Here is a 21,759-nt window from a genome sequence, read left to right as displayed (position 1 = left end):
GAGGGCAATGGATGCCCTCCCTTTCTCCTTCGATTCAATTGCCCATCAGCTATCGGAGTGCCAGCAGCGTACTGGAGCTCATCAAGGCAGGTTGGAACCGAACTGCGAAATCAAAGAAATAATGGAAAAAGGAAACCCGGCCTTGAACATTTCAGTCATCTGCCTCTTGAGCAGCCTATTGGTTGCGGTCGCGGCTTCTGCTACCGGGATCACTTCGATCTTCGACCTGGGCTTCACCAGGTCAGCCACAGAAACGCTGAAAAAACTGGACATCAACGACGCTTTTATTATCGCCGTCTCAAGTCCTGCAGCGTTTACCTTCTGCCGCAATGGCTCGTCAACGCTCTGGAAGTATCAGGTGTTGGATCTAGAGGCGGCGACCCAGATTGGCCAAAAGCGCTCTTCGACGGATTATCAACTCGTTTCCGTTGCGCAAGTCGATAGCATTGCCTGCGAACGGGATCACCTTGCTCCATTGGTTAAACCACCTGTCAGGCGTGGACTTGTCCTCGGCCTGATCACCCTGTTTCTGTTAGTCGGCTTGCGATATACCTACCGCGCAATCATGGATTGCCGTTATGACCAAACCGGGTTTTCGAAGCCAGGCTTGCAGCGATTGAGCGAATCCCGATTACCGTACAATTCAACAGTCATGGCGTTGGCCGCATGGGGTATAGCGGCAGCTACGGCATTTGTTTACTTCGGGTTTTGAGCATGAGTGCAGAGACTTGATTTACACCCTTATTGTTTAAGTTAATCCTGCGTCGCCATGTGCCTGAAAGGGTGGCTGAATCACCGTGGAATTCGTAGTCGGAGTTTGCGCTGAATGAGAGTTGCTCGCTATTGCGCATGTTATGGGATGTATAACAACTAGTGGATCCAATAAGCGGCTGTCGAAGTGCATCCAGTCAGGCAGACCAGTTGTGGTGGGGCATAGCGTGAAAGTTGTCTTGTTACTATCGCTTCAGGCGCACTTGCGCTACGCACCGTTTGTCGGTGGGTTGCTCGAGAAATGAACATTGGAGCGTCTGTGCCCTCTGACTCCTAAGCACGTCAGTCATGACCTGCCCCTGCAATCGCAAAAAAGAAGTGGAAGTTTATCTCAAATGCAGTGAATGCAAACTGGGGGATTTTTATCTGAAACTCAGGGGAGTAATAAACCAGCCGGTCATTGATTTGCCGAGCGAGTCAATGAGGTTAACAGTGCCGAGTCCATGATTTGGCTTATCTTTTAGAAGTAAGGTCGCACAGGATTTTTAATAATTAAAAAACCTGTCAAGCAGTCGACCTGTACTGTCGAATAAGGTGGAGAAAATACCGTGGCTATAAATACAATTATAAGTCTTATGGAAAATAAAGAATTCCTGGAGTTTTTACGTCTGGGTGTTATTTACGTTCATTTAGTGGCGTGTTGTGTAGCCATTGGTTTGGTGTTGACCAGTGATGTCGCTATGGTCAAAGACCTTTTAAGGCGCAACGTGGTCACTGAACATGATAATGCTCACATGGAAAGTCTACAAAAGTCTGTCGTCGTTGCACTGATAGCACTGTGGGTAACGGGTATCGCTGTCGTCGGTATTGATTACCTGGACAAAGGTCTCGATTACTTCATGAATCCAAAGCTTCAAGCCAAAGTCATTATTGTGGCGTTGCTGAGTTACAACGGCGTCTTGTTGCATCGCCTGGTACTGCCGGCCCTGCAAAAGGCAGGCTCCTTGCTCAACCTCGGATTCAGTGCACGGATGCTGGCGTTGGCCTGCGGCTCGTTGTCGGCAGTGTCCTGGATGTATGCCGCCATGCTGGGAGTCGGGCGCCCTTTGGCCTGGAAGTTTTCCCTTTCCGAACTGTTGATGGCTTATCCGGTACTGATTGTGCTCGGGTTCCTGACGATGCTGGTGCTGACTCAGCGAGCGAAAAAACAGGACGACTACGTTGCGCCTCAGCGGACAGTTGCAAGCGCATGCTGAGCCGGTTATTTGCGTAAATCCTGCGGGCTCGTCCCGAGTCCGAAAGATGGCGACCTTCATGGTGCAGGTTTCAACCCGGACCTGCACCCATGAATTTTCGCTTAACCTGGTTCGCAAGGAGACAGACTGAGTCAGTGACATCCCGGCAGCCGGGTCAATTCGGCGGCGGTGCTGCCGTTGATCAAAAGAATAGACAGTCACGTTCATTTTTATACGTCGCAAGACCGGCGCTGAGTGGCCGGTTCGCTGCCCTACGCGTCGTCGTACATTGCCTCGGCCACAGGATTTCCCGAGATCACCGTTCCGGCAGGCATCATCGAGGGCAACCTGCCGGTGGGTGTTTCGTTCCTGGGCGGCTACGGCGAAGACGCCAAGGTGGTGGGTTTCGGCTACGCGTTCCTTGGGCGGTAACCGTCAGATCTGTTCCAGCAACCAGGTACGAAACGCGACGAGTGAAGGTAGCATTTCGTTGCGCGGCGGATAGGCCAGGTAGTAACTGCGCTGGCTGGCAAAGGGCTGATCGAGACTGACCAGTTCGTTGTTGGCCAACTCGTCGGTCACCAGGATACGTGGCACCAGACCGATGCCGATGCCGGCCCTGACGGCCTGGATCAAGTGCGAGGTGAGTTCGAAACTCGGTCCCAGCCGCATCATCCGATGGGGCAGGCCGTGGTGGCTGAACCACTCGCCCCAGACGTTGGCGTTGCTCGCGACGTTGAGCAGCGTCTGGCCAGCAATTCGGTCAGGGGTCCAGGCGTCATGGATTTCGGCCGCTTCTGGCGAAATGATCACCATCAGTTCTTCGGTGTGCAGGCGATGGCTGATCAGGCCCGGCAGGTTGGCGCTGCCGACCATGATCGCGGCATCGATCCCGCTGGTTTCAAAGTCAATGGCATCGATCCGGGAATTGATGTGCACCAGCATGCCGGGATGGGTTTTGTAGAAGTCATGCAGGCGCGGCAATAACCACTTCGAGCCGAAGGTCGGCAAGGTGGCCAGGCGCAACGTGCCGCTGCCCGATTGATAAGCCATGGCCTGCAACGTGGCGCTGCGGATGCGTCCGAGCGCTTCGCTCATTTCCCGCTGATAAAGACGACCGACATCGGTCAACTGCACTTGCCGGCCTTCACGGCGGAACAGCGTCAGGCCCAGTTGCTGTTCCAGCGCCTGGACCTGCCGGCTCACGGCGCTCTGGGTCAGTGACAGTTCCATCGCGGCGCGGGTATAGCTTTCATGGCGGGCGGCGGCTTCAAAGGCCAGCAGCAACGACATCGAAGGGGTGAGGTGACGGTAATTCATTCGTAAAAGTCATCGATAGCGGCAGGATTATCCGTTTGTCCGGTGCCAGGGCCTGCGGGATCATTGGTGCAGCCGACGACCTGAGGCTGACCCATTAATGCTCAGGCGACAAGTGTTTTGAGTTTTTCCGTGAATACACCGACAAGAGAACAGTCTGCGATGATCGCCCAGTTGCCCACCGTTGCACCCGCGGCCCAGTACCCGGAGTTTCTGCAAGCCCTGCGCGCCAGCGGCTTTCGCGGTCAGCTCAGCACCGACTACGCGACCCGCACGGTGCTGGCGACGGACAACTCGATTTACCAGCGCCTGCCGCAAGCGGCGGTGTTCCCCTTGGACGCGGACGACATCGCCCGTATCGCGACCTTGATGGCCGAGCCACGCTTTCGCCAGATCAAGCTGACCCCGCGCGGTGGTGGCACCGGCACCAACGGGCAGTCATTGACCGATGGCATCGTGGTCGACCTGTCGCGGCACATGAACACTATCCTCGAGATCAACGTCGCCGAGCGTTGGGTGCGGGTGCAGGCGGGCGTGGTCAAGGACCAGCTCAATGCCGCGCTCAAACCTCACGGGCTGTTCTTCGCGCCGGAGCTGTCGACGTCCAACCGTGCCACCGTCGGCGGCATGATCAATACCGACGCCAGCGGCCAGGGCAGTTGCACCTATGGCAAGACCCGTGATCACGTTCTGGAATTGCACAGTGTGCTGCTCGGCGGTGAGCGCCTGCACAGCCTTGCGCTGTCCGATGCGGCGCTGGAGGCGGCTTGCGCGCAGCCCGGCCGTATCGGCGAAGTGTACCGGGTGGCGCGCAATATCCAGGAGACCCAGGCCGAGCTGATCGAGTCGGTATTCCCCAAACTCAACCGTTGCCTGACCGGTTACGACCTGGCACACCTGCGCGACGAGCAGGGGCGTTTCAATCTCAACAGCGTGCTGTGTGGTGCGGAAGGGTCATTGGGCTACGTTGTCGAAGCCAAGCTCAACGTGCTGCCGATTCCCAAATATTCGGTGCTGGTGAACGTGCGTTACGGCAGCTTCATGGATGCGCTGCGTGACGCCAATGCGTTACTGGCGCACAAGCCGTTGTCCATCGAAACCGTGGACTCCAGGGTGTTGCTGCTGGCGATGAAAGACATCGTCTGGCACAGCGTCGCCGAGTATTTCCCGACGGACGCCGAACGTCCGACGCTGGGCATCAATCTGATGGAGTTCAGCGGCGAAGACATGGCGCAAGTGAGCGCTCGCGTGACGTCGTTTGTGCAACATCTGCAGACCGATACGTCTATCGAGCGCCTGGGCCACACCCTCGCCGAAGGTGCCGAAGCCGTGAGCCGTGTCTACGCCATGCGCAAACGCTCGGTCGGCCTGCTGGGCAATGTCGAAGGCGAGGTTCGTCCGCAGCCTTTCGTTGAGGACACCGCCGTGCCGCCGGAGAAGCTGGCCGACTACATCGCCGAGTTTCGTGCATTGCTCGATGGTTATGGCCTGAGCTACGGCATGTTCGGTCACGTCGATGCCGGTGTGTTGCACGTGCGCCCGGCACTGGACATGAAAGACCCGGCCCAGGCCGCGCTGGTCAAGCCCATTTCCGACGCCGTGGCCGAACTGACCCGGCGTTACGGCGGGTTGCTATGGGGCGAGCACGGCAAGGGTTTGCGTTCGCAATACGTCCCTGAGTTTTTTGGCGAGTTGTACCCGGCTTTGCAATCGCTCAAGGGGGCGTTCGACCCACACAATCAGCTCAACCCCGGGAAAATCTGCACGCCACCGGAGGCTGCCCAAGGCTTGCTCAAGGTCGACGAAGTGACGCTGCGCGGTGATCTGGATCGGCAGATCGACGAGCGCGTCTGGCAAAGCTTCGGCACCGCCATGCACTGCAACGGTAATGGCGCCTGCTACAACTACGACCCCAATGATGCAATGTGTCCGTCGTGGAAAGCCACCCGTGAGCGCCAGCATTCGCCGAAGGGCAGGGCGTCGTTGATTCGCGAATGGTTGCGTCTGCAAGGCGCGGCCAACATTGATGTATTGCAGGCAGCCCGCGGCAAGTTGTCGTGGTTGAGCGGGTTGCCGGCGCGGTTACGCAATAACCTGGCGCGTTCGCGTGGCGAGGCGGACTTCTCCCATGAAGTCTATGACGCGATGGCGGGCTGCCTGGCTTGTAAATCCTGCGCGGGACAATGTCCGGTCAAGGTCAATGTCCCGGAGTTCCGTTCGCGTTTTCTGGAGCTGTACCACGGTCGCTATCAACGACCGTTGCGTGACTACCTGATCGGCTCGCTGGAGTTCACCATTCCCTACATGGCTTATGCGCCGGGCCTGTACAACGCAGTGATGGGCTCGAAATGGGTGAGCCGCCTGCTTGAGCGGCAGGTCGGCATGCTCGACAGCCCGCTGATCCACCGCCATGACTTGCAGGCCACGTTGACCCGTTGCAAGGTCGCGGTCGCCAGTGTGCCAGCCCTGCGCGAACTGACGGCGGCACAACGTGAGCGCAGCGTGGTGTTGGTGCAGGACGCCTTCACCCGTTACTTCGAAACGCCATTGCTGGCGAGCTTTATCCAGTTGGCGCACCAGTTGGGATATCGGGTGTTTCTGGCGCCCTATAGCGCCAACGGCAAACCTTTGCATGTGCAGGGTTTTCTCGGCGCCTTCGCCAAGGCAGCGATCCGCAACGGCAATCAGCTCAAGGCGCTCGCCGACTGCGGCGTACCGCTGGTGGGGCTGGACCCGGCGATGACGCTGGTCTACCGCCAGGAATATCAAAAAGTACCAGGGCTCAACGATTGCCCGAAGGTCTTGCTGCCTCAGGAATGGCTGTTCAATGCGTTGCCGGAAAACCCGCATCCCGCGACCGGGACCTTCCGTTTGTTGGCGCACTGCACCGAGAAAACCAATGTTCCGGCCAGCACTTCGCAATGGGAAGCCGTTTTTGCCCGGCTCGGGCTCAAGCTGACGACTGAGGCGACCGGCTGCTGCGGCATGTCTGGAACCTTCGGCCATGAAGCACGTAACCAGGGCAACTCACGGAGCATTTTCGAGCAGTCATGGGCTGGCAACCTGGATAAAAAGGGCGAAGCGCTGGCGACGGGTTATTCCTGCCGCAGCCAGGTGAAGCGCTTAGCCGACAGGCAACTGCGTCATCCGCTGGAAGTGCTGTTGGAGTACGCTGAGTCGCCGTATGCGCAACCGTACGTACGGTAGCGTGAGAGGACGGCGGCTGTGAAGCCGCCTCCTGCTCGATGCTGGTCTAATGCTCAGGCCTGATGGAATCAGCCCAGCACCTCATTGGCCACTTGGTCGACCGCGCTTTTGGTGATCTCGACGATCAGGTCGGCCTCTTCCACAGTCAAGATCAACGGAGGGGCAAAGCCAAGAATGTCGCCGTGAGGCATTGCCCGGGCAATCATGCCGCGCTCCAGGCACGCCGCCGACACTTTCGGGCCGACCTTCAAGGCGGCATCAAAGGGTGTGCGCTGTTCACGATCAGCCATGAATTCGACGGCGGCGAGCATGCCATCACCACGCACTTCACCCACCAGCGGATGACCTTCGAGGGTTTCGCGCATCCGCCGGTTGAGATAAGCGCCGACCTTCTCGGCGTTGGCCGTGAGGTTTTCCCGTTCCAGGATGTCGAGGTTGGCCAAGGCCGCCGCCGCACAAAGCGGATGCCCGGAATAGGTCCAGCCATGGCCCATGGCACCTTGGGATTCTGAGGCTTTCTCAATCACGTCCCAGACCTTTTCACCGACAATCACCGCCGACAATGGCGCATAGGCGCTGGTCAGGCCCTTGGCGGTGGTGATCAGGTCCGGGCGCATGCCATAACGCTGGCTGCCCATCTTCGAGCCCAGGCGACCGAAGGCGCAGACCACTTCGTCGGCGATCAGCAGCACGTCGTATTTGTTCAGTACCGCCTGGATCGCCGCCCAGTAACCGGCCGGCGGAACGATGATGCCGCCGGTGCCCATCAGCGGTTCGCCGATGAACGCGGCGACGGTGTCCGGGCCTTCGGCCAGGATCATCTTCTCCAGCTCGTCGGCGCAGTAACGCACGAACGCAGCCTCATCCATGCCGGTCGGCGCCTTGCGATACCAGTGCGGACACACGGTGTGCTTGATACCTTCGGCCGGCAGGTCGAAGTGCTGATGGAAGCTCGGCAGGCCGGTCAGGCTGCCGGTCATGATCCCCGAGCCGTGATAGCCACGGTCGCGGGAGATGATTTTCTTCTTCTGCGGGCGACCCAGTACGTTGTTGTAGTAGCGCACCAGTTTGATCTGGGTTTCGTTGGCATCGGATCCGGAGAGGCCGTAATAGACCTTCTTCATGCCTTCAGGCGCCCAGTCGATGATGCGGCTCGACAGCTCGATGATCGCTTCGGTCGAGTGCCCGACATAGGTGTGGTAATAGGCCAGCTCCTTGGCCTGCTTGTAGATCGCGTCGGCGACTTCGGTACGGCCGTAGCCGATGTTCACGCAGTACAGGCCGGCAAAGGCGTCGATCAGTTCGCGGCCTTCGTGGTCGCGGATGCGGATACCCGAGGCGCCCTTGATAATGCGCCCCTTGAGCGCGCCGCTGGCGTGGTCATGGGCGTGGGTCGAAGGGTGCATGAAGTGCGCACGGTCTTGTTCGAACAGCGTATCGAATTCTTGGCTCATGGTAGATCTCCTCAGAACTGGCCTTGATGGTGCAGGCAGAAGTATTTGGTTTCGACAAAGGCTTCGAAGCCCTCGGTGCCGCCTTCACGGCCCAGCCCCGAGGCTTTCATGCCACCGAACGGGATCGGATGGCCGGTGAACTTGACGCCGTTGACCGCAACCATGGCGTGGTCGAGACGACGAATCAGCGGGTAAATCAGGTCCAGACGATTGGAACTAATGTAGGCGGCCAGACCGTATTCGGTGTCGTTGGCCATCTCGACGGCCTGGTCGAGGGTGTCGAACGGCATCACCCCGGCAATCGGTGCGAAGTTTTCTTCACGGTAGATGCGCATTTGCGGGGTGACGTCGGCCAGCACAGTCGGCTGATAGAACAGGCCGCCGAGGGCATGGGCCTCGCCGCCCACCAACCGTTGCGCCCCTTTTTGCAGGGCATCGGCCACGCGCTCGGCGGTGACATCGAAGGCGGCCTGATGCATCAACGGGCCGATATCGACGTTCTGCTCTTTGTCACCGACCATGGCCGGACCAACCTGCAATTGGCGCACAGCCGTGGCAAAGCGGCTAAGGAACGCCGGGTAAATGGCGCGATCGACCATGATGCGGTTGGCGGCGCAGCAATCCTGACCGGAGGTCTGGAACTTGGCGGCGACCGCGACTTTGACCGCCAGCTCCAGATCGGCGTCGGCGCAGACAATGAACGGCGCGTTGCCGCCCAACTCCAGCGAAACCTTTTTCACATCCTGAGCCGCCGCTTGCAGGACCAACTTACCGACGCGGGTCGAGCCGGTGAAGCTCACCGAGCGCACGCGACTATCCTGCACCAGGGTTTGCATGGCCATCTGCGGTTCGCCCAGCACCACATTGAACACGCCAGCCGGGAAACCCGCTTCTTCGGCCAGTTGCGCCAAAGCGAACGCCGAGTATGGCGTCTCATGGGCCGGCTTGATCACCACGGTGCAACCGGCGGCCAGGGCGGCCGCGGCTTTGCGAGTAATCATGGCCGAGGGGAAATTCCACGGGGTCAGCAGCGCGCAGACGCCGACCGGTTCCTTGACCGTACCCAGGTGTGCGCCGGGGATATGGCTGGGAATGTTTTGCCCATAGAGGCGCCGGGCCTCTTCGGCGAACCAGGGAATGAAGCTGGCGGCGTAGGCGATTTCGCCGCGGGACTCGGCCAGGGACTTGCCCTGCTCCAGGCTGAGAATCCGCGCCAGGTCTTCCTGGTGCTCCAGGATCAGCGCCGCCCAGCGCCGCAGGATCGCGCCGCGAACCTCCAGGCTTTGTTCGCGCCAGTCGGCAAACGCGCGGTGCGCGGCGTCGATGGCCGCGACAATTTGCGGTTGGTCGAGCATCGGCACATGGCCGATCAGTTTTTGATCGGCCGGGTTATGTACGGCGATACTGTGGCCGCTGTCGCTGTGGACCCAATGGCCATCAACGTAGCAAAGTGCCTTGAACAGCAGTGGATGTTTGTAGGTCATGGCGTTCACTCCAATCCGTGTGCGTGGAACCATGCTAGGGCAACACGACCTCGGGGATTTGGCGTTTGAACGGGGTTCGGCAGGTGGTTTTTTCTGATCGAGCGGGGGTGAATAGCAGGTTTTTGCGGTGTGAATACGGGCCTCGAATCGAAGCAAATCCATTGTGGGAGCGAGCAAGCTCGCTCCCACAGGGTTGCGGTGGTTTCAGGATTCTTGCGACAGCTCAGCGGGCAGGGCACCGCCGGTCTTGATGGTCTTGGTGACGATGTAGGTGAAGTAGCGTTCGATGCCCAGATCTTCGAGCAACAGTTGATCGATAAAGCGCTGGTAATGGTCGATATCCGGCGCCTGGATCATCGCCATGTAATCGACGCCGCCACCGGTGGCGTAACAGAACGCCACTTCGGCAGCCTCGTTCATGCGCTGTTCGAAACGCCGCATGTCCTGGGCGGTGTGTCGGGCCAAGGTGATTTCCACCAGCACCTGCTGGCTTTTGAACACCGCGTTCCAATCGATCTGCGCCCGGTAGCCCTTGATCAAGCCCAGGCTTTCGAGCTTGCGTACCCGCTCCCACGCCGGGGTCACCGACAGGTTGATCGCCTCGGCCAGGCTCGACTTGGTGATACGCCCGTCTTCGGCGAGGATTCGCAGGATTTTCAGGTCGTAGCGATCGAGTTTGTGCATGGGTGACGATCTCGTGAATATCTAGGAGACCCTGTGGGAGCGAGCTTGCTCGCGATGACGGCGGCACATCCAACCCTGATGTGACTGATACATCGCAATCGCGAGCAAGCTCGCTCCCACAGGGGGGGTCAGTTCAACACATCGGCGATCACTGCCACAGTGTCACCACCACGCACCAGCCCGGGAAAATGCCGCGCCGCCAGCAGGCCGCTGCGGGCCGCACGGTATTCCTTCGGCGCCACACCACTGCGGGTGACATCGTAGACACGGGCAATCACTTCACCTTGCGTAACGTTGTCCCCCAGGTCACGACACATTTCCAGCAAGCCATCGTGCTCGCTGGCGATGAAGCAATCCCCGTCGGGCATGTCGAGCATGATCGACGATGACGTCTGCACTTCGCCTTGGAGAATCCCGGCATGCACCAGCAGATTGCGCACGCCGCGCTCGGCGATCGCCACACTACGCGCCGTGGACGAACCGCCACCGCCCAGTTCGGTGGTGACGAAGACTTTACCCTGAGACTCGGCGGCGGTGTCGTACATTGCCCCGGCATCGAGTTCCAGCATGCGCATGCTGTACGGCGCATTGAAGGCGCGCATTCCCGCCTCGCATTGCGCCTGCTGCTGTTTGTCCGGCAACACATGACACGCTGCAAACGGCAGGAAATCCAGGGTGCGGCCGCCAGAGTGAATGTCCAGCACGATGTCGGCCAGGGGCAGTAAGGTGCGGGTGAAGTAATCGGCTATTTTCTCGGTCGGCGTGCCGTCCGGCTTACCGGGAAAACTGCGATTGAGATTGCCCTTGTCGATTGGCGAGGTGCGCCGTCCGGCATGGAAAGCCGGAGTGTTCATGAACGGCACGATAATCACCCGGCCAGTCACTTCGGCAGCCGTCAGCCGCTGTGCCAATTTGCTCAGTGCTACCGGGCCTTCGTATTCGTCACCGTGGTTACCGCCGGTGAGCAGCGCGGTCGGGCCCTGACCGCGCTGAATCACCGTGACCGGAATCATCACCGCGCCCCAGGCCGAATCGTCCCGGGAATATGGCAGCTTGAGAAAACCGTGCTGCACGCCTTCACGGCTGAAATCCACTGTGGCGCTGATTGGGTTGGCAGGCAATTGGCTCATGACTCAATCCTTCACGAACAGTTGGCGTGGCACATTGCACAAGGTTTCGACGCCGGTTTCGGTGATCAAAATGCTTTCGGTGATTTCCAGCCCCCAGTCGTCCATCCACAGACCCGGCATGAAGTGGAACGTCATGCCCGGTTGCAACACGCTGGTGTCGCCGGGACGCAGGCTCATGGTGCGCTCGCCCCAATCCGGCGGGTAACTGATCCCGATCGGGTAGCCGCAACGGCTGTCCTTGTGAATGCCGAACTTCTCCAGCACCTTGAAAAAGGCGACAGCGATGTCACCGGTGGTGTTGCCCGGTTTGGCGGCTTCCAGGCCGGCGGCGATGCCTTCGACCACGGCTTTTTCGCCGTCGAGGAAATGTTGTGGCGGCTTGCCCAGGTAGATGGTTCGCGACAATGGACAGTGGTAACGCTTGTAGCAACCGGCGATTTCAAAGAAGGTGCCGGCGCCTTTTTCGAATGGCGAATCGTCCCAGGTCAGGTGCGGCGCGCTGGCGTCGGCACCGGTCGGCAATAGCGGCACGATGGCCGGGTAATCACCGCCATGGCCGTCGGCACCGAGGATGCCGCTGCTGTAGATCTCGGCCACCAGTTCGTTTTTACGCATGCCCGGCTCGATCCGTTCGAGGATCCTCCCATGCATGTTTTCCACGATGCGCGCAGCAATGCGCATATAGGCAATTTCCTGCGGCGACTTGACCGCACGCTGCCAGTTCACCAACCCGACCGCGTCAATCAACCTGGCCTTCGGCAGGTTTTTCTGCAACGACAGATAGGCCGCGGCGCTGAAGTAATAGTTATCCATTTCCACTCCGATGGTCAGCGCATCCCAGCCGCGGGCGCTGATGACTTCCCGGGACAGGTAATCCATGGGATGACGCTCCCGGGACTGCACGTAGATGTCCGGGTAACCGACGATGTTTTCCTGCTGCATGAACACCGTGCGCCTGGCACCGTTGGCGTCCTGCCCGCGACCGAACCACACCGGCTCGCCATCGAGGGCCAACAGCACGCATTGGTGAACATAAAACGACCAACCGTCATAGCCGGTCAGCCAGGCCATGTTCGACGGATCGGTGACCAGCAACAGCTCGATGCCCTGCGCCTGCATGGCCGTTCGCACCTTGGTCAGACGCTGGGCGTATTCCTCCCGTTGGAAGGGGAGATTAACGACTATCTGAGACATACACATGCCCTCTGATAAATGACACACGGATGAAAAAAGTGGATTAGCTGCCGAACTGAAAACCCTTACCGGCCGAACGCGCGCGCTCGAAGGCCAGATTGGCCATGGCGGTGTCCTGGGCGCCGGTACCGGTCAGGTCGCACAAGGTGATCTGCGCCGCATCGGTGCGACCGGGGCGCTGGCCCGCCAGAACCTGACCCAATTCGGCGAAGCCCGATTCGTCGCTGACGAAGCCGGCCGCGAGGGCGTGATGCAGCTCGCCCAGGATACGGGTCTGGCTCAAGCGATCGGCCACGTAGCGGTCGACCTGCACCAGTGCCTGAGGGGCAATTTCGTTTTTGTGCTCGGCGTCCGAGCCCATGGCCGTGATGTGCAGGCCAGGATGCAAGTGACGTGCTTCGATGAGCGGCTCCCGACTCGGCGTGCAGGTGATTGCGATGTCGACGTCGGCCATGGCCTCGTCGATGCTCGCGCACGGTTTGACCGCCAGGCCGCTGTCACGCGCCAGTTCGACGCTGAAGGCTTCGGCCTTGGCGCGGTCGCGAGCCCAGACCCGCACGCTGTCGATCGGTCGCACCAGACGCAATGCCTGTAGCTGCAACGCGGCCTGCTCGCCGGCACCGATCAGCGCCACACTGCGGCTGTCCTCTCGCGACAGTGCACGCGCCGCCACTGCTCCCGCTGCCGCCGTACGCACGGCAGTCAGGTAACCGTTATCCAGCAGCAAAGCATCCAGCAGACCGGTGCGCGCCGACAACAGCATCATCATGCCGTTGAGGCTTGGCAGGCCGAGTTTCGGGTTGTCGAAAAAGCCTGGGCTGACTTTGATCGCAAAGCGTTCCAGGCCCGGAAGATACGCGGTCTTCACGTCCACTTCGCCGTTGTGCTCAGGGATGTCCAGACGCAGGATCGGCGGCATCGCTACAGCGGCGGTAGCCAGCAACACAAAGGCTTGCTGGATGGCTTCGATGCTTGGCAGGTCCAGCGCGACACAGGTGCGCAGATCGGCTTCGCTCAACAAGGTGACTTCACTCATCAACGTGGCGCTCCAGTTTGATTTTATTGTTTTGGTTCACGCATCCGCGCCGGCAAGCACACGCAAATGCTGATCGATATCGACATTGCACCCGCTAACCACCACCACGATCGGCCCGCGCTGCTCGATCAAGCCATCGAGCAGCGCGGCAATACCTACCGCTGCCGCGCCTTCCACCACCAGGCGTTCTTCGCGATAGGCATGGCGAATGGCATTGGCAATGGAGGCTTCGCTGAGCAGGTGCAGGTGATCACAGGTGTCGCGGGTCATGTTGAAGGTGTAGCAATTGTCCAGGCCGATGCCGCCGCCAAGAGAGTCGGCCAGGGTCGGCAGCTCTTCGACTTCCACCGGGTGCCCGGCTGCGAGGCTGGCGTGCATCGCCGCACCACGCTGCATGCTGATGCCGTGGGTGACGATCTGTGGATTGGCACGTTTGAGCGCCAGCGCCACACCGGCAAACAGCCCGCCGCCGGACAATGGCACCAGCACCTGGGCGACATCCGGCTGCTGTTCGAGTATTTCCAACCCCAGCGTGCCCTGCCCGGCGATGATCGCCGGGTGGTCGAACGGCGGCAGCAGTGTCGCGCCGTGCTCGCGGGCAATGCGTTCGGCTTCGCGTTGAGCATCGTCTTGCGAGCGGCCGACGATGCAAACATCGGCACCCAGATCACGAATGGCCTGCACCTTGTTCCCCGGCACCAGGTGTGACAGACAAATGGTGGCCTTCACTCCCTGCCGGGACGCGGCATACGCTAAAGCGCGGCCGTGATTGCCGGTGGACGCGGCTACCACACCACGAGCCTTTTGCTCGGCGCTTAGCTGTGCCACCGCATTGCTCGCGCCGCGCAGCTTGAAGCTGCCGGTGATCTGCTGGGATTCAAGCTTGAGGTAGACCGGCACGCCCGACAGCCGGGACAGGCTGGGCGAATGTTCCATGGGCGTGCGCCGCACCAGTGATTCGATACGCTGGCGGGCGAGGAAAACATCGTTTAACTGCAGCACTGACATGACCGCGTCCCGAATGAAGTATTGGGCACAGTCTAAGAGGGCAGGATTGTCACGATGAATGTACTAGGGCAATTTAGTCGACAAACTTAATTGCACGGATTTCCCGGTCAAAAATCATGGATCTGCGGGTACTGGCCGAAGATTTCGCGCATCCCGATCAACGCATCGCGCATTTCGTCATCGCCGCATTCGGCGCCGACACACATCCGCACCGCCCGTGCCCGCGGTGTGCCGCGCACCGTGAAAGGGTCTGGGGACGTGACCGCAATATGCCGATGGCGCAGTGCTCGCACCAGGCTATCGACCTCCCAATGTTCGGGAATGCCTACCCAGGCATTCAGAGCATTCGGATGCTGGCCGAGCAAGTACTCGCCCAGATATTCACTGACCATCGCCTGACGCCCGGCCAATAACCCGCGTTGCAACTGCACCAGCGTGTCGGCGCGGTTGTCGCGAATCCAGCGTGTTGCAATCTCCGCCACCATCGGCGTGGCCATCCAGCTGTTGACCCGCAAAATGCTTTCGGTGCGCAACGCCAGGCGCTTGGGCACGACCAGATAACCGATGCGCAGGCCGGTCAGCACCGACTTGGTCATGCTGGTGCAATAGAACGACAACTCCGGCAGGTAATGGCTGATCGGAGGGGCGCGGCGCTCGTCCAGCAATGGCCCGTACACATCGTCCTCGATGATGTGCACACCAAAGCGCCGGGCGATCTCGGCGATTTCGCGGCGGCGACTGTCCGGCATCAGGCTGGTCGTGGGATTGTTCAGGTTCGGTGTGCACACCAACGCCGTAATGCGCTCGTTGCTGCACATGTCTTCGAAGTGCTCCGGGTCAATCCCGTATCGATCCATCTCCAGGCCTTTGAGGGTAAACCCCAGTACCTGGGAATTGCCGATGACGCCGTGATCGGTGATCCCCTCGCAGAGCACCACATCATCTGGGCCGGCCAGAGAGGCGAGGGCGAGGAAAATGCCGTGGGCTGCGCCGTTGGTGATCAGGATGTCGTCGCGCTCGACCCGCAGCCCCTGGCGTCCGATCCAGTGCATGGCCGCTTCGCGGTGCGATTCGAAACCGGCGATCGGACGAAAGGCGTGAATCCACGGCTGATCCTCTTCGGTGCTCAACTCGCGGCAAGTGTCACGCCAGAACTGGTCGTGTTCGCGGGTGTGCAGGATCCGCGCAATGGAAAAATCCACCAGCGCCCGTTCAGGGCTGTCGAGAATATAAGTGGCGACTCGATCGCTCATGCGCCGCGAGACAAAGCTGCCGCGCCCCACTTCGCAACGCACCAGCCCCTGACGTTCCAGCTCCTTATAGGCGTTGGTGACCGTCTGCACGCTTATGCCCATGGCATCCGCGACCTGACGTTGTGGTGGCAGGCGCTGATCGTTGGCCAACACACCCTGTTCGATATCGTCGGCAATCGCTTGTACCAGGATCTTGTATTTCGACTCGCCGCTGCGGGCGATTTCCAATGCTGCCTTCCACTTGTCCATCGGCGCTGAACCCACGTGCTTGCCAGTGTCGACAGCATCCCGCGAGAATCCATGCAAAGCAATTGTCCTAGTGCAATGCAATGTTGTGCAGGGCTTTTGTATGCTTGGTCCAAGGTCGATGCACAGGCTACTCAACCAGCTGCCAACAACAACCAATCGATCTGTACCGCAACTGTGCCCCTGAGCTTCGGCTCAACAGGAAAACGGTTTTTGTACGCTTTGCTCTTGTCACACTGCCTCCTACCACAGAGCCGTCAACGACGGGTCCACAAGAAACAGGAGATTTTATCGATGAGCAATTCCCTTCCCGGCACTACCCATGGTTTGCGCCACCTGTTAGTGGCTTGCGCGATGTTCGGCCTGGCCGCCAGCGCCCATGCCGCTACGACGCTGGAAACCATCACAAAGAACAGCAGTATCCGTATTGGTTATGCCAACGAAACACCGTTTGCCTTTACCGAAACCGATGGCCGGGTCACCGGTGAATCGCCGGAAATCGCCAAAGCCATCTTTGCCAAGATGGGCATCAAAGAAGTCGATGGCGTCCTGACCGAGTGGGGCTCGCTGATCCCTGGCCTGCGCGCCGGTCGCTTCGATGTGATTGCCGCTGGCATGTACATCACCCCGGAGCGCTGCAAACAGGTGTTGTTTACCGATCCGCAATACCAGTTGCCGGATGCTTTGCTAACCGCCAAGGGCAACCCGAAGAACCTGCACAGCTATGAAGACATTGCCAGGAATCCGGATGTGAAACTGGCGATTATGGCCGGTACGGTAAACCTGAAATATGCACGGGATACCGGCGTGAAGGATGCGCAAATCCTCCAGGTGCCGGACACCACCGCCCAGTTGCAAGCCGTACGCGCCGGTCGTGCCGATGCGGCCGTGGGCACCCAATTGACCATGAAAGGCCTGGCCGCCAAGGGCGGTGAAAAGGTCCAGGCGGTCACCGAGTTCAAGGATGATCCGTCGCATACCGGTTACGGCGCGCTTGCCTTCCGCCCGGAAGACAAGGACCTGCGGGATGCGGTCAACGCCGAACTGAAAAAGTGGCTGGGTTCCCCAGAGCACCTCAAGACGGTCGCCCCGTTCGGTTTCGACCAATCCAACGTTACAAGCAAAACGGCTGCCGAGCTCTGCGCTCAATAGTCGAAACAGGCATGGCGCGAAGGCGCGATGCCGATTTCCCTGCTTAATCCGGATGGTCAGGTTTTAACCATGGGTGAATTACTACCGCTATTGATACAAGGCGCCTGGGTCACGCTCCAGGTGACATTTTTCGGCTCGCTGCTGGCGATTGTCGTAGCCATTCCGGCGGCGTTGGGGCGCATGTCGCCCTGGCGAGCGCTGAGCTGGTTCTCCATCGCTTACATTGAAGTGTTTCGCGGCACATCGTTGCTGGTGCAACTGTTCTGGCTGTTTTTCGTTCTGCCGCTGCCACCGTTCAATCTGGAGCTAAGCCCCTACAGCGTGGCCATCGTCGGCCTTGGGTTGCACATCGGCGCTTATGGCGCGGAAGTGATGCGCGGAGCGATCAGCTCCGTGGCCAAGGGTCAGTACGAAGCGGCTACGGCACTGAACTTCAGCGGCTACAAGCGTTTTCGGAGAATCATTCTGCCCCAGGCGCTGCTGGCGGCCATTGCGCCGGGCACCAACCTGCTGATCGAGTTGCTGAAAAACACCTCACTGGTATCGCTGATCACCTTGTCCGACCTGAGCTTCCGGGCTCGGCAACTGGATCAGGCCACGTTCCAGACCCTGGAAATTTTCAGCCTTGCGCTGGTGATGTATTTCGTTCTGGCGCAAGCGATCAACCTGGGCATGCGCAGCGTTGAGCGTCGTCTGGCGCGCGGCAGAATGCGTGGAGGTCTGTCATGACCCTGTTCGACTGGACTTACGCCTGGCAAATTCTCCCTGATTTGCTGCGCGCTTCGCTCAACACCATGGGCATTACTCTGATCGGTTTCCTGATCGCCATTGTGCTGGGGTTGTTTCTGGCCATCGGCCGACGCAGCCGCCGGAGCTGGCTGTCGTGGCCGATCGCCGGGGTGATCGAATTCATCCGCAGCACGCCACTGCTGATCCAGGTGTATTTCCTCTACTACGTGCTGCCCAACTTCGGGGTGAGCATGACCGCCATGCAAGTGGGGATTATTGGTATCGGCGTACACTATGCCTGCTACATCGCCGAGGTTTATCGCGGCGGTCTGGACGCGGTACCACGGGCGCAATGGGAAGCCGTCACAGCACTGAACATCGCCCCGTACAGCGCTTACCGCAACATTATCCTGCCCCAGGCCCTGCGGCCGATCCTGCCGCCTTTGGGCAACTACCTGGTGGCGATGCTCAAGGATACACCGGTGCTGTCGGCCATTACCGTGGTCGAGATCATGCAGCAGGCCAAGAACATTGGCTCCGAGAACTTTCGCTACCTGGAACCGATCACCATGGTCGGCCTGTTTTTCCTCGCCCTGAGCATCGCCCTGGCTTATCTGGTACGGCGCCTCGAACTGCGCCTGGAGCTACGCTAATGACTTCTCCACTCTCGACATCCAACGACCTTTCCCGGCGCGGTAACCTGACACCGCTGCTGCCGCAAGAGGCCACCGCCATGCATGAATCGAAACCGGTCAAGCCGATTGTCAGCTTTCAGGACGTCACCAAAAGCTATGGCAATTTCACAGTGCTCGACCACTTGAACCTGGATGTTGCACCGGGTGAGAAAGTCGCGATCATCGGCCCCAGCGGCTCGGGAAAATCCACGCTGCTGCGGGTACTGATGACCCTCGAAGGCATCGATGACGGGCTGATCCGCGTCGAGGATGACTTGCTGACCCACATGCCCAATCGCAACGGCGTGCTGGTGCCAGCCAATGATCGGCATATCCGCCGGGTGCGCGGCAAGATCGGCATGGTATTCCAGAGCTTCAACCTGTTCCCGCACATGACTGCGTTGCAAAACGTCATCGAAGCGCCGGTGCAAGTCCTTGGCATGAAACGCGCCGAAGCATGCGAACGGGCGGCGGATTTGCTGGAGCTGGTAGGGCTGGGCAGCAAGCTTGGCCATTACCCTTCGCAGCTGTCCGGCGGCCAGCAACAGCGGGTGGCGATCGCCCGGGCTCTGGCCATGCGGCCCAAAGTCATGTTGTTTGACGAAGTGACCTCGGCACTCGACCCGGAACTGTGCGGCGAAGTACTCAACGTGATCCGCAAACTCGGCGCCGAGCACAACCTGACGATGCTGATGGTCACCCACCAGATGGGGTTCGCCCGGGAATTCGCCGATCGTGTGTGCTTCTTCTACAAGGGGCAGATTCACGAACAGGGCACGCCTGCCCAGATCTTTGAACACCCGCAACAGGAGCGAACGTGTGCGTTTCTCAGTGCAGTGAAAGAAGCCAACTGACCGAAAACCAGGCTCTGGGGGGCTGTGCCATGCACAGTGCCCCCAAGCGTTATTGATTGTGAGTATCCACACGAACTTCCGATGAGATGGGTGCACGCTGCCAGACGCTGTGCCGTTACGCATGGCACCGCAAGGTCGTTTTTGTGTTGAGTCATTCCCGTTTGCCCAATACTCCTGCTCATTTCGATCAATAAGTTGTCAGTTACGGTCATTGAGCACCGGCGGCGCGACTCTTAGTCTGTCGAACATGACTGATGGGGGCCATAGAGCTCCTGCACTTTCCGTGATCGCTCGATGTGGAGTTACCGATGACCGCCGCTCAATACCCGCACCTGTTGGCTCCGCTGGACCTGGGTTTCACCACACTGCGCAATCGCACCCTGATGGGGTCGATGCACACTGGCCTTGAAGAAAAACCGGGTGGTTTTGAGCGCATGGCGGCATATTTTGCCGAACGTGCCCGTGGCGGTGTCGGCCTGATGGTCACCGGCGGTATCGGCCCGAACGAAGAGGGTGGCGTGTATTCCGGCGCGGCCAGGCTGACCACCGAAGAAGAGGCGCTCAAGCACCGTATCGTTACCCGTGCCGTGCACGACGCAGGCGGCAAGATCTGCATGCAGATCCTCCACGCCGGTCGTTATGCCTACAGCCCGAAACAGGTTGCGCCGAGCGCGATCCAGGCGCCGATCAACCCGTTCAAGCCCAGGGAGCTGGACGAGGAGGGCATCGAGAAGCAAATCGGCGATTTCGTCACCTGTTCGGTACTGGCACAAACCGCCGAGTACGACGGCGTGGAAATCATGGGATCGGAAGGCTACTTCATCAACCAGTTCCTCGCCGCCCACACCAACCACCGTACCGATCGCTGGGGCGGCAGCTATGAAAACCGCATGCGCCTGCCGGTGGAAATCGTCCGTCGCGTGCGTGAAGCGGTCGGCCCGAACTTCATCATTATTTTCCGTCTGTCGATGCTCGACCTGGTCGAAGGCGGCAGCACCTGGGAGGAGATCGTTCAACTGGCCAAGGCCATCGAGCAGGCCGGTGCGACCATCATCAACACCGGTATCGGCTGGCACGAAGCGCGGATTCCAACCATCGCCACCAAAGTGCCGCGCGCGGCCTTCAGCAAGGTCACGGCCAAACTGCGGGGTTCGGTCAATATTCCGCTGATCACCACCAACCGCATCAACACGCCGCAAGTGGCCGAACAGATTCTGGCTGACGGCGATGCCGACATGGTGTCCATGGCGCGACCATTCCTCGCCGACCCGGATTTCGTCAACAAGGCCGCTGCAGGTCGCGCCGATGAAATCAACACCTGCATCGGTTGCAACCAGGCCTGCCTCGATCACACCTTCGGCGGCAAGCTGACCAGTTGCCTGGTCAACCCGCGTGCCTGCCACGAAACCGAACTCAACTATCTGCCGGTGCAGCAACTGAAAAAAATTGCCGTGGTCGGTGCCGGACCGGCCGGTTTGTCCGCCGCGACCGTGGCCGCCGAGCGTGGTCATCAGGTAACGCTGTTCGATTCGGCCAGCGAAATCGGCGGTCAGTTCAACATCGCCAAGCGCGTTCCGGGCAAGGAAGAGTTCTTTGAGACCATTCGCTACTTCAATCGCAAACTGCAGACCACCAACGTCGAGGTATGCCTGAACACCCGCGTCGATGTGGCCAGACTGGTCGAAGGCGGCTACGACGAGATCATTCTGGCCACCGGCATTGCGCCGCGCGTGCCGGCGATTGCGGGGGTGGAAAACGCCAAGGTACTGAGCTATCTGGACGTGATCCTGGAGCGTAAACCGGTCGGCAAGCGTGTCGCGGTAATAGGTGCCGGTGGTATCGGTTTCGACGTCTGCGAGTTCCTGGTGCATGAAGGCGTCGCGACCAGTCAGGATCGTGCCGCGTTCTGGAAGGAATGGGGCATCGATACGCACCTGGAGGCACGCGGTGGTGTTGCCGGTATCAAGGCCGCGCCCCATGCGCCGGCCCGCGAGGTGTTCCTGCTGCAACGCAAGAAATCCAAGGTCGGTGACGGCCTGGGCAAGACCACCGGCTGGATTCATCGCACGGGCCTTAAGAACAAAAAGGTGCAAATGCTCAACAGTGTTGAATACCTGAAGATCGACGACGAAGGCCTGCACATCCGCGTCGGTGAAACCGCAGAGCCGCAGGTGCTGCCAGTGGACAACATCGTGATTTGCGCCGGGCAGGATCCGCTGCGCGAATTGCATGACGGTCTGGTGTCGGCGGGGCAGAGCGTGCACCTGATCGGCGGCGCGGATGTCGCGGCAGAGCTGGATGCCAAGCGGGCGATCAATCAGGGTTCGCGATTGGCGGCGCAGTTGTAATCCGGGTAATCAGGCTGTTCACAAAATCTGTGCTGAGCTGCTT

Annotated in this window: 18 protein-coding genes; 9 read left to right on the top strand and 9 right to left on the bottom strand. The window is 59.8% G+C overall.

What is annotated here, in order from left to right; genetic code table 11:
- Positions 1 to 7 precede the first annotated feature (7 nt).
- The 3 genes from KGA81_RS00240 to KGA81_RS00230 all read left to right on the top strand — a co-directional run bounded on the left by KGA81_RS00240 (position 8) and on the right by KGA81_RS00230 (position 2,378).
- Positions 8 to 712, top strand: a complete 705-nt coding sequence (locus tag KGA81_RS00240) for a hypothetical protein (protein ID WP_317850762.1) — start codon at positions 8 to 10, stop codon at positions 710 to 712.
- A gap of 607 nt (positions 713 to 1,319) precedes the next feature.
- Positions 1,320 to 1,967, top strand: coding sequence for a hypothetical protein (locus KGA81_RS00235; protein WP_223544077.1), 648 nt, complete (start codon positions 1,320 to 1,322; stop codon positions 1,965 to 1,967).
- Positions 1,968 to 2,201: 234 nt separating this feature from the next.
- A complete protein-coding gene (locus KGA81_RS00230; protein ID WP_223544076.1) occupies positions 2,202 to 2,378 on the top strand; it encodes a hypothetical protein in 177 nt (58 codons plus the stop codon).
- A 3-nt stretch (positions 2,379 to 2,381) separates the two neighbouring features.
- Here KGA81_RS00230 and KGA81_RS00225 read toward each other — a convergent pair whose 3' ends face one another.
- Complete coding sequence (locus KGA81_RS00225) at positions 2,382 to 3,266, bottom strand: LysR substrate-binding domain-containing protein (protein ID WP_223544075.1); 885 nt, start codon at positions 3,264 to 3,266, stop codon at positions 2,382 to 2,384.
- Between the two features lie 159 nt (positions 3,267 to 3,425).
- Between KGA81_RS00225 and KGA81_RS00220 the strand changes: the two genes are divergently transcribed.
- Positions 3,426 to 6,470, top strand: coding sequence for an FAD-binding and (Fe-S)-binding domain-containing protein (locus tag KGA81_RS00220; RefSeq protein WP_223544074.1), 3,045 nt, complete (start codon positions 3,426 to 3,428; stop codon positions 6,468 to 6,470).
- 68 nt (positions 6,471 to 6,538) lie between these two features.
- On the opposite strand, the gene KGA81_RS00215 is transcribed toward KGA81_RS00220, so the two are convergent.
- The 8 genes from KGA81_RS00215 to KGA81_RS00180 form a co-directional block, all read right to left on the bottom strand.
- Entirely contained in the window at positions 6,539 to 7,924 is a 1,386-nt protein-coding gene (locus KGA81_RS00215) for an aspartate aminotransferase family protein (RefSeq protein ID WP_223544073.1), read from the bottom strand.
- Between the two features lie 11 nt (positions 7,925 to 7,935).
- The gene (locus tag KGA81_RS00210) at positions 7,936 to 9,408 is read right to left on the bottom strand and encodes an NAD-dependent succinate-semialdehyde dehydrogenase (protein ID WP_223544072.1); all 1,473 of its coding nucleotides are present in this window, start codon (positions 9,406 to 9,408) and stop codon (positions 7,936 to 7,938) included.
- Between the two features lie 204 nt (positions 9,409 to 9,612).
- Positions 9,613 to 10,092 (bottom strand): Lrp/AsnC family transcriptional regulator, encoded by a 480-nt coding sequence (locus KGA81_RS00205; RefSeq protein WP_223544071.1) that lies wholly within the window; start codon positions 10,090 to 10,092, stop codon positions 9,613 to 9,615.
- A gap of 128 nt (positions 10,093 to 10,220) precedes the next feature.
- Positions 10,221 to 11,222: a N(2)-acetyl-L-2,4-diaminobutanoate deacetylase DoeB gene (gene doeB / locus KGA81_RS00200; RefSeq protein WP_223544070.1), complete on the bottom strand. Its 1,002-nt coding sequence runs from the start codon at positions 11,220 to 11,222 to the stop codon at positions 10,221 to 10,223.
- Between the two features lie 3 nt (positions 11,223 to 11,225).
- On the bottom strand, positions 11,226 to 12,416 hold the full coding sequence (gene doeA / locus KGA81_RS00195; protein ID WP_223544069.1) for an ectoine hydrolase DoeA: 1,191 nt from the start codon (positions 12,414 to 12,416) through the stop codon (positions 11,226 to 11,228).
- Positions 12,417 to 12,459: 43 nt separating this feature from the next.
- The gene (gene eutC, locus KGA81_RS00190; protein WP_223544068.1) at positions 12,460 to 13,452 is read right to left on the bottom strand and encodes an ectoine utilization protein EutC; all 993 of its coding nucleotides are present in this window, start codon (positions 13,450 to 13,452) and stop codon (positions 12,460 to 12,462) included.
- Positions 13,453 to 13,488: 36 nt separating this feature from the next.
- Positions 13,489 to 14,460: a hydroxyectoine utilization dehydratase EutB gene (gene eutB, locus KGA81_RS00185; RefSeq protein ID WP_223544067.1), complete on the bottom strand. Its 972-nt coding sequence runs from the start codon at positions 14,458 to 14,460 to the stop codon at positions 13,489 to 13,491.
- Between the two features lie 107 nt (positions 14,461 to 14,567).
- A complete protein-coding gene (locus tag KGA81_RS00180) occupies positions 14,568 to 15,962 on the bottom strand; it encodes a PLP-dependent aminotransferase family protein (protein ID WP_223544066.1) in 1,395 nt (464 codons plus the stop codon).
- A gap of 291 nt (positions 15,963 to 16,253) precedes the next feature.
- Between KGA81_RS00180 and ehuB the strand changes: the two genes are divergently transcribed.
- From ehuB to KGA81_RS00155, 5 genes are all read left to right on the top strand, one after another.
- Positions 16,254 to 17,111, top strand: a complete 858-nt coding sequence (ehuB, locus tag KGA81_RS00175) for an ectoine/hydroxyectoine ABC transporter substrate-binding protein EhuB (protein ID WP_223544065.1) — start codon at positions 16,254 to 16,256, stop codon at positions 17,109 to 17,111.
- Positions 17,112 to 17,180: 69 nt separating this feature from the next.
- Positions 17,181 to 17,840: an ectoine/hydroxyectoine ABC transporter permease subunit EhuC gene (gene ehuC, locus KGA81_RS00170; protein ID WP_223544064.1), complete on the top strand. Its 660-nt coding sequence runs from the start codon at positions 17,181 to 17,183 to the stop codon at positions 17,838 to 17,840.
- On the top strand, positions 17,837 to 18,493 hold the full coding sequence (ehuD, locus tag KGA81_RS00165) for an ectoine/hydroxyectoine ABC transporter permease subunit EhuD (RefSeq protein ID WP_223544063.1): 657 nt from the start codon (positions 17,837 to 17,839) through the stop codon (positions 18,491 to 18,493). Before ehuC ends, ehuD begins: the two co-directional genes overlap by 4 nt.
- Entirely contained in the window at positions 18,493 to 19,368 is an 876-nt protein-coding gene (gene ehuA / locus KGA81_RS00160; protein ID WP_411736532.1) for an ectoine/hydroxyectoine ABC transporter ATP-binding protein EhuA, read from the top strand. Before ehuD ends, ehuA begins: the two co-directional genes overlap by 1 nt.
- 308 nt (positions 19,369 to 19,676) lie before the next feature.
- The gene (locus KGA81_RS00155; protein ID WP_223544062.1) at positions 19,677 to 21,716 is read left to right on the top strand and encodes an FAD-dependent oxidoreductase; all 2,040 of its coding nucleotides are present in this window, start codon (positions 19,677 to 19,679) and stop codon (positions 21,714 to 21,716) included.
- The last annotated feature ends 43 nt before the right edge of the window (positions 21,717 to 21,759 follow it).

The sequence above is a fragment of the Pseudomonas sp. A-B-19 genome (assembly GCF_019947515.1).
Classification (GTDB): Bacteria; Pseudomonadota; Gammaproteobacteria; order Pseudomonadales; family Pseudomonadaceae; genus Aquipseudomonas.
The sequence above is the reverse complement of the archived record's forward strand: the minus strand, read 5'-3'. Positions and strand labels throughout refer to the sequence as shown.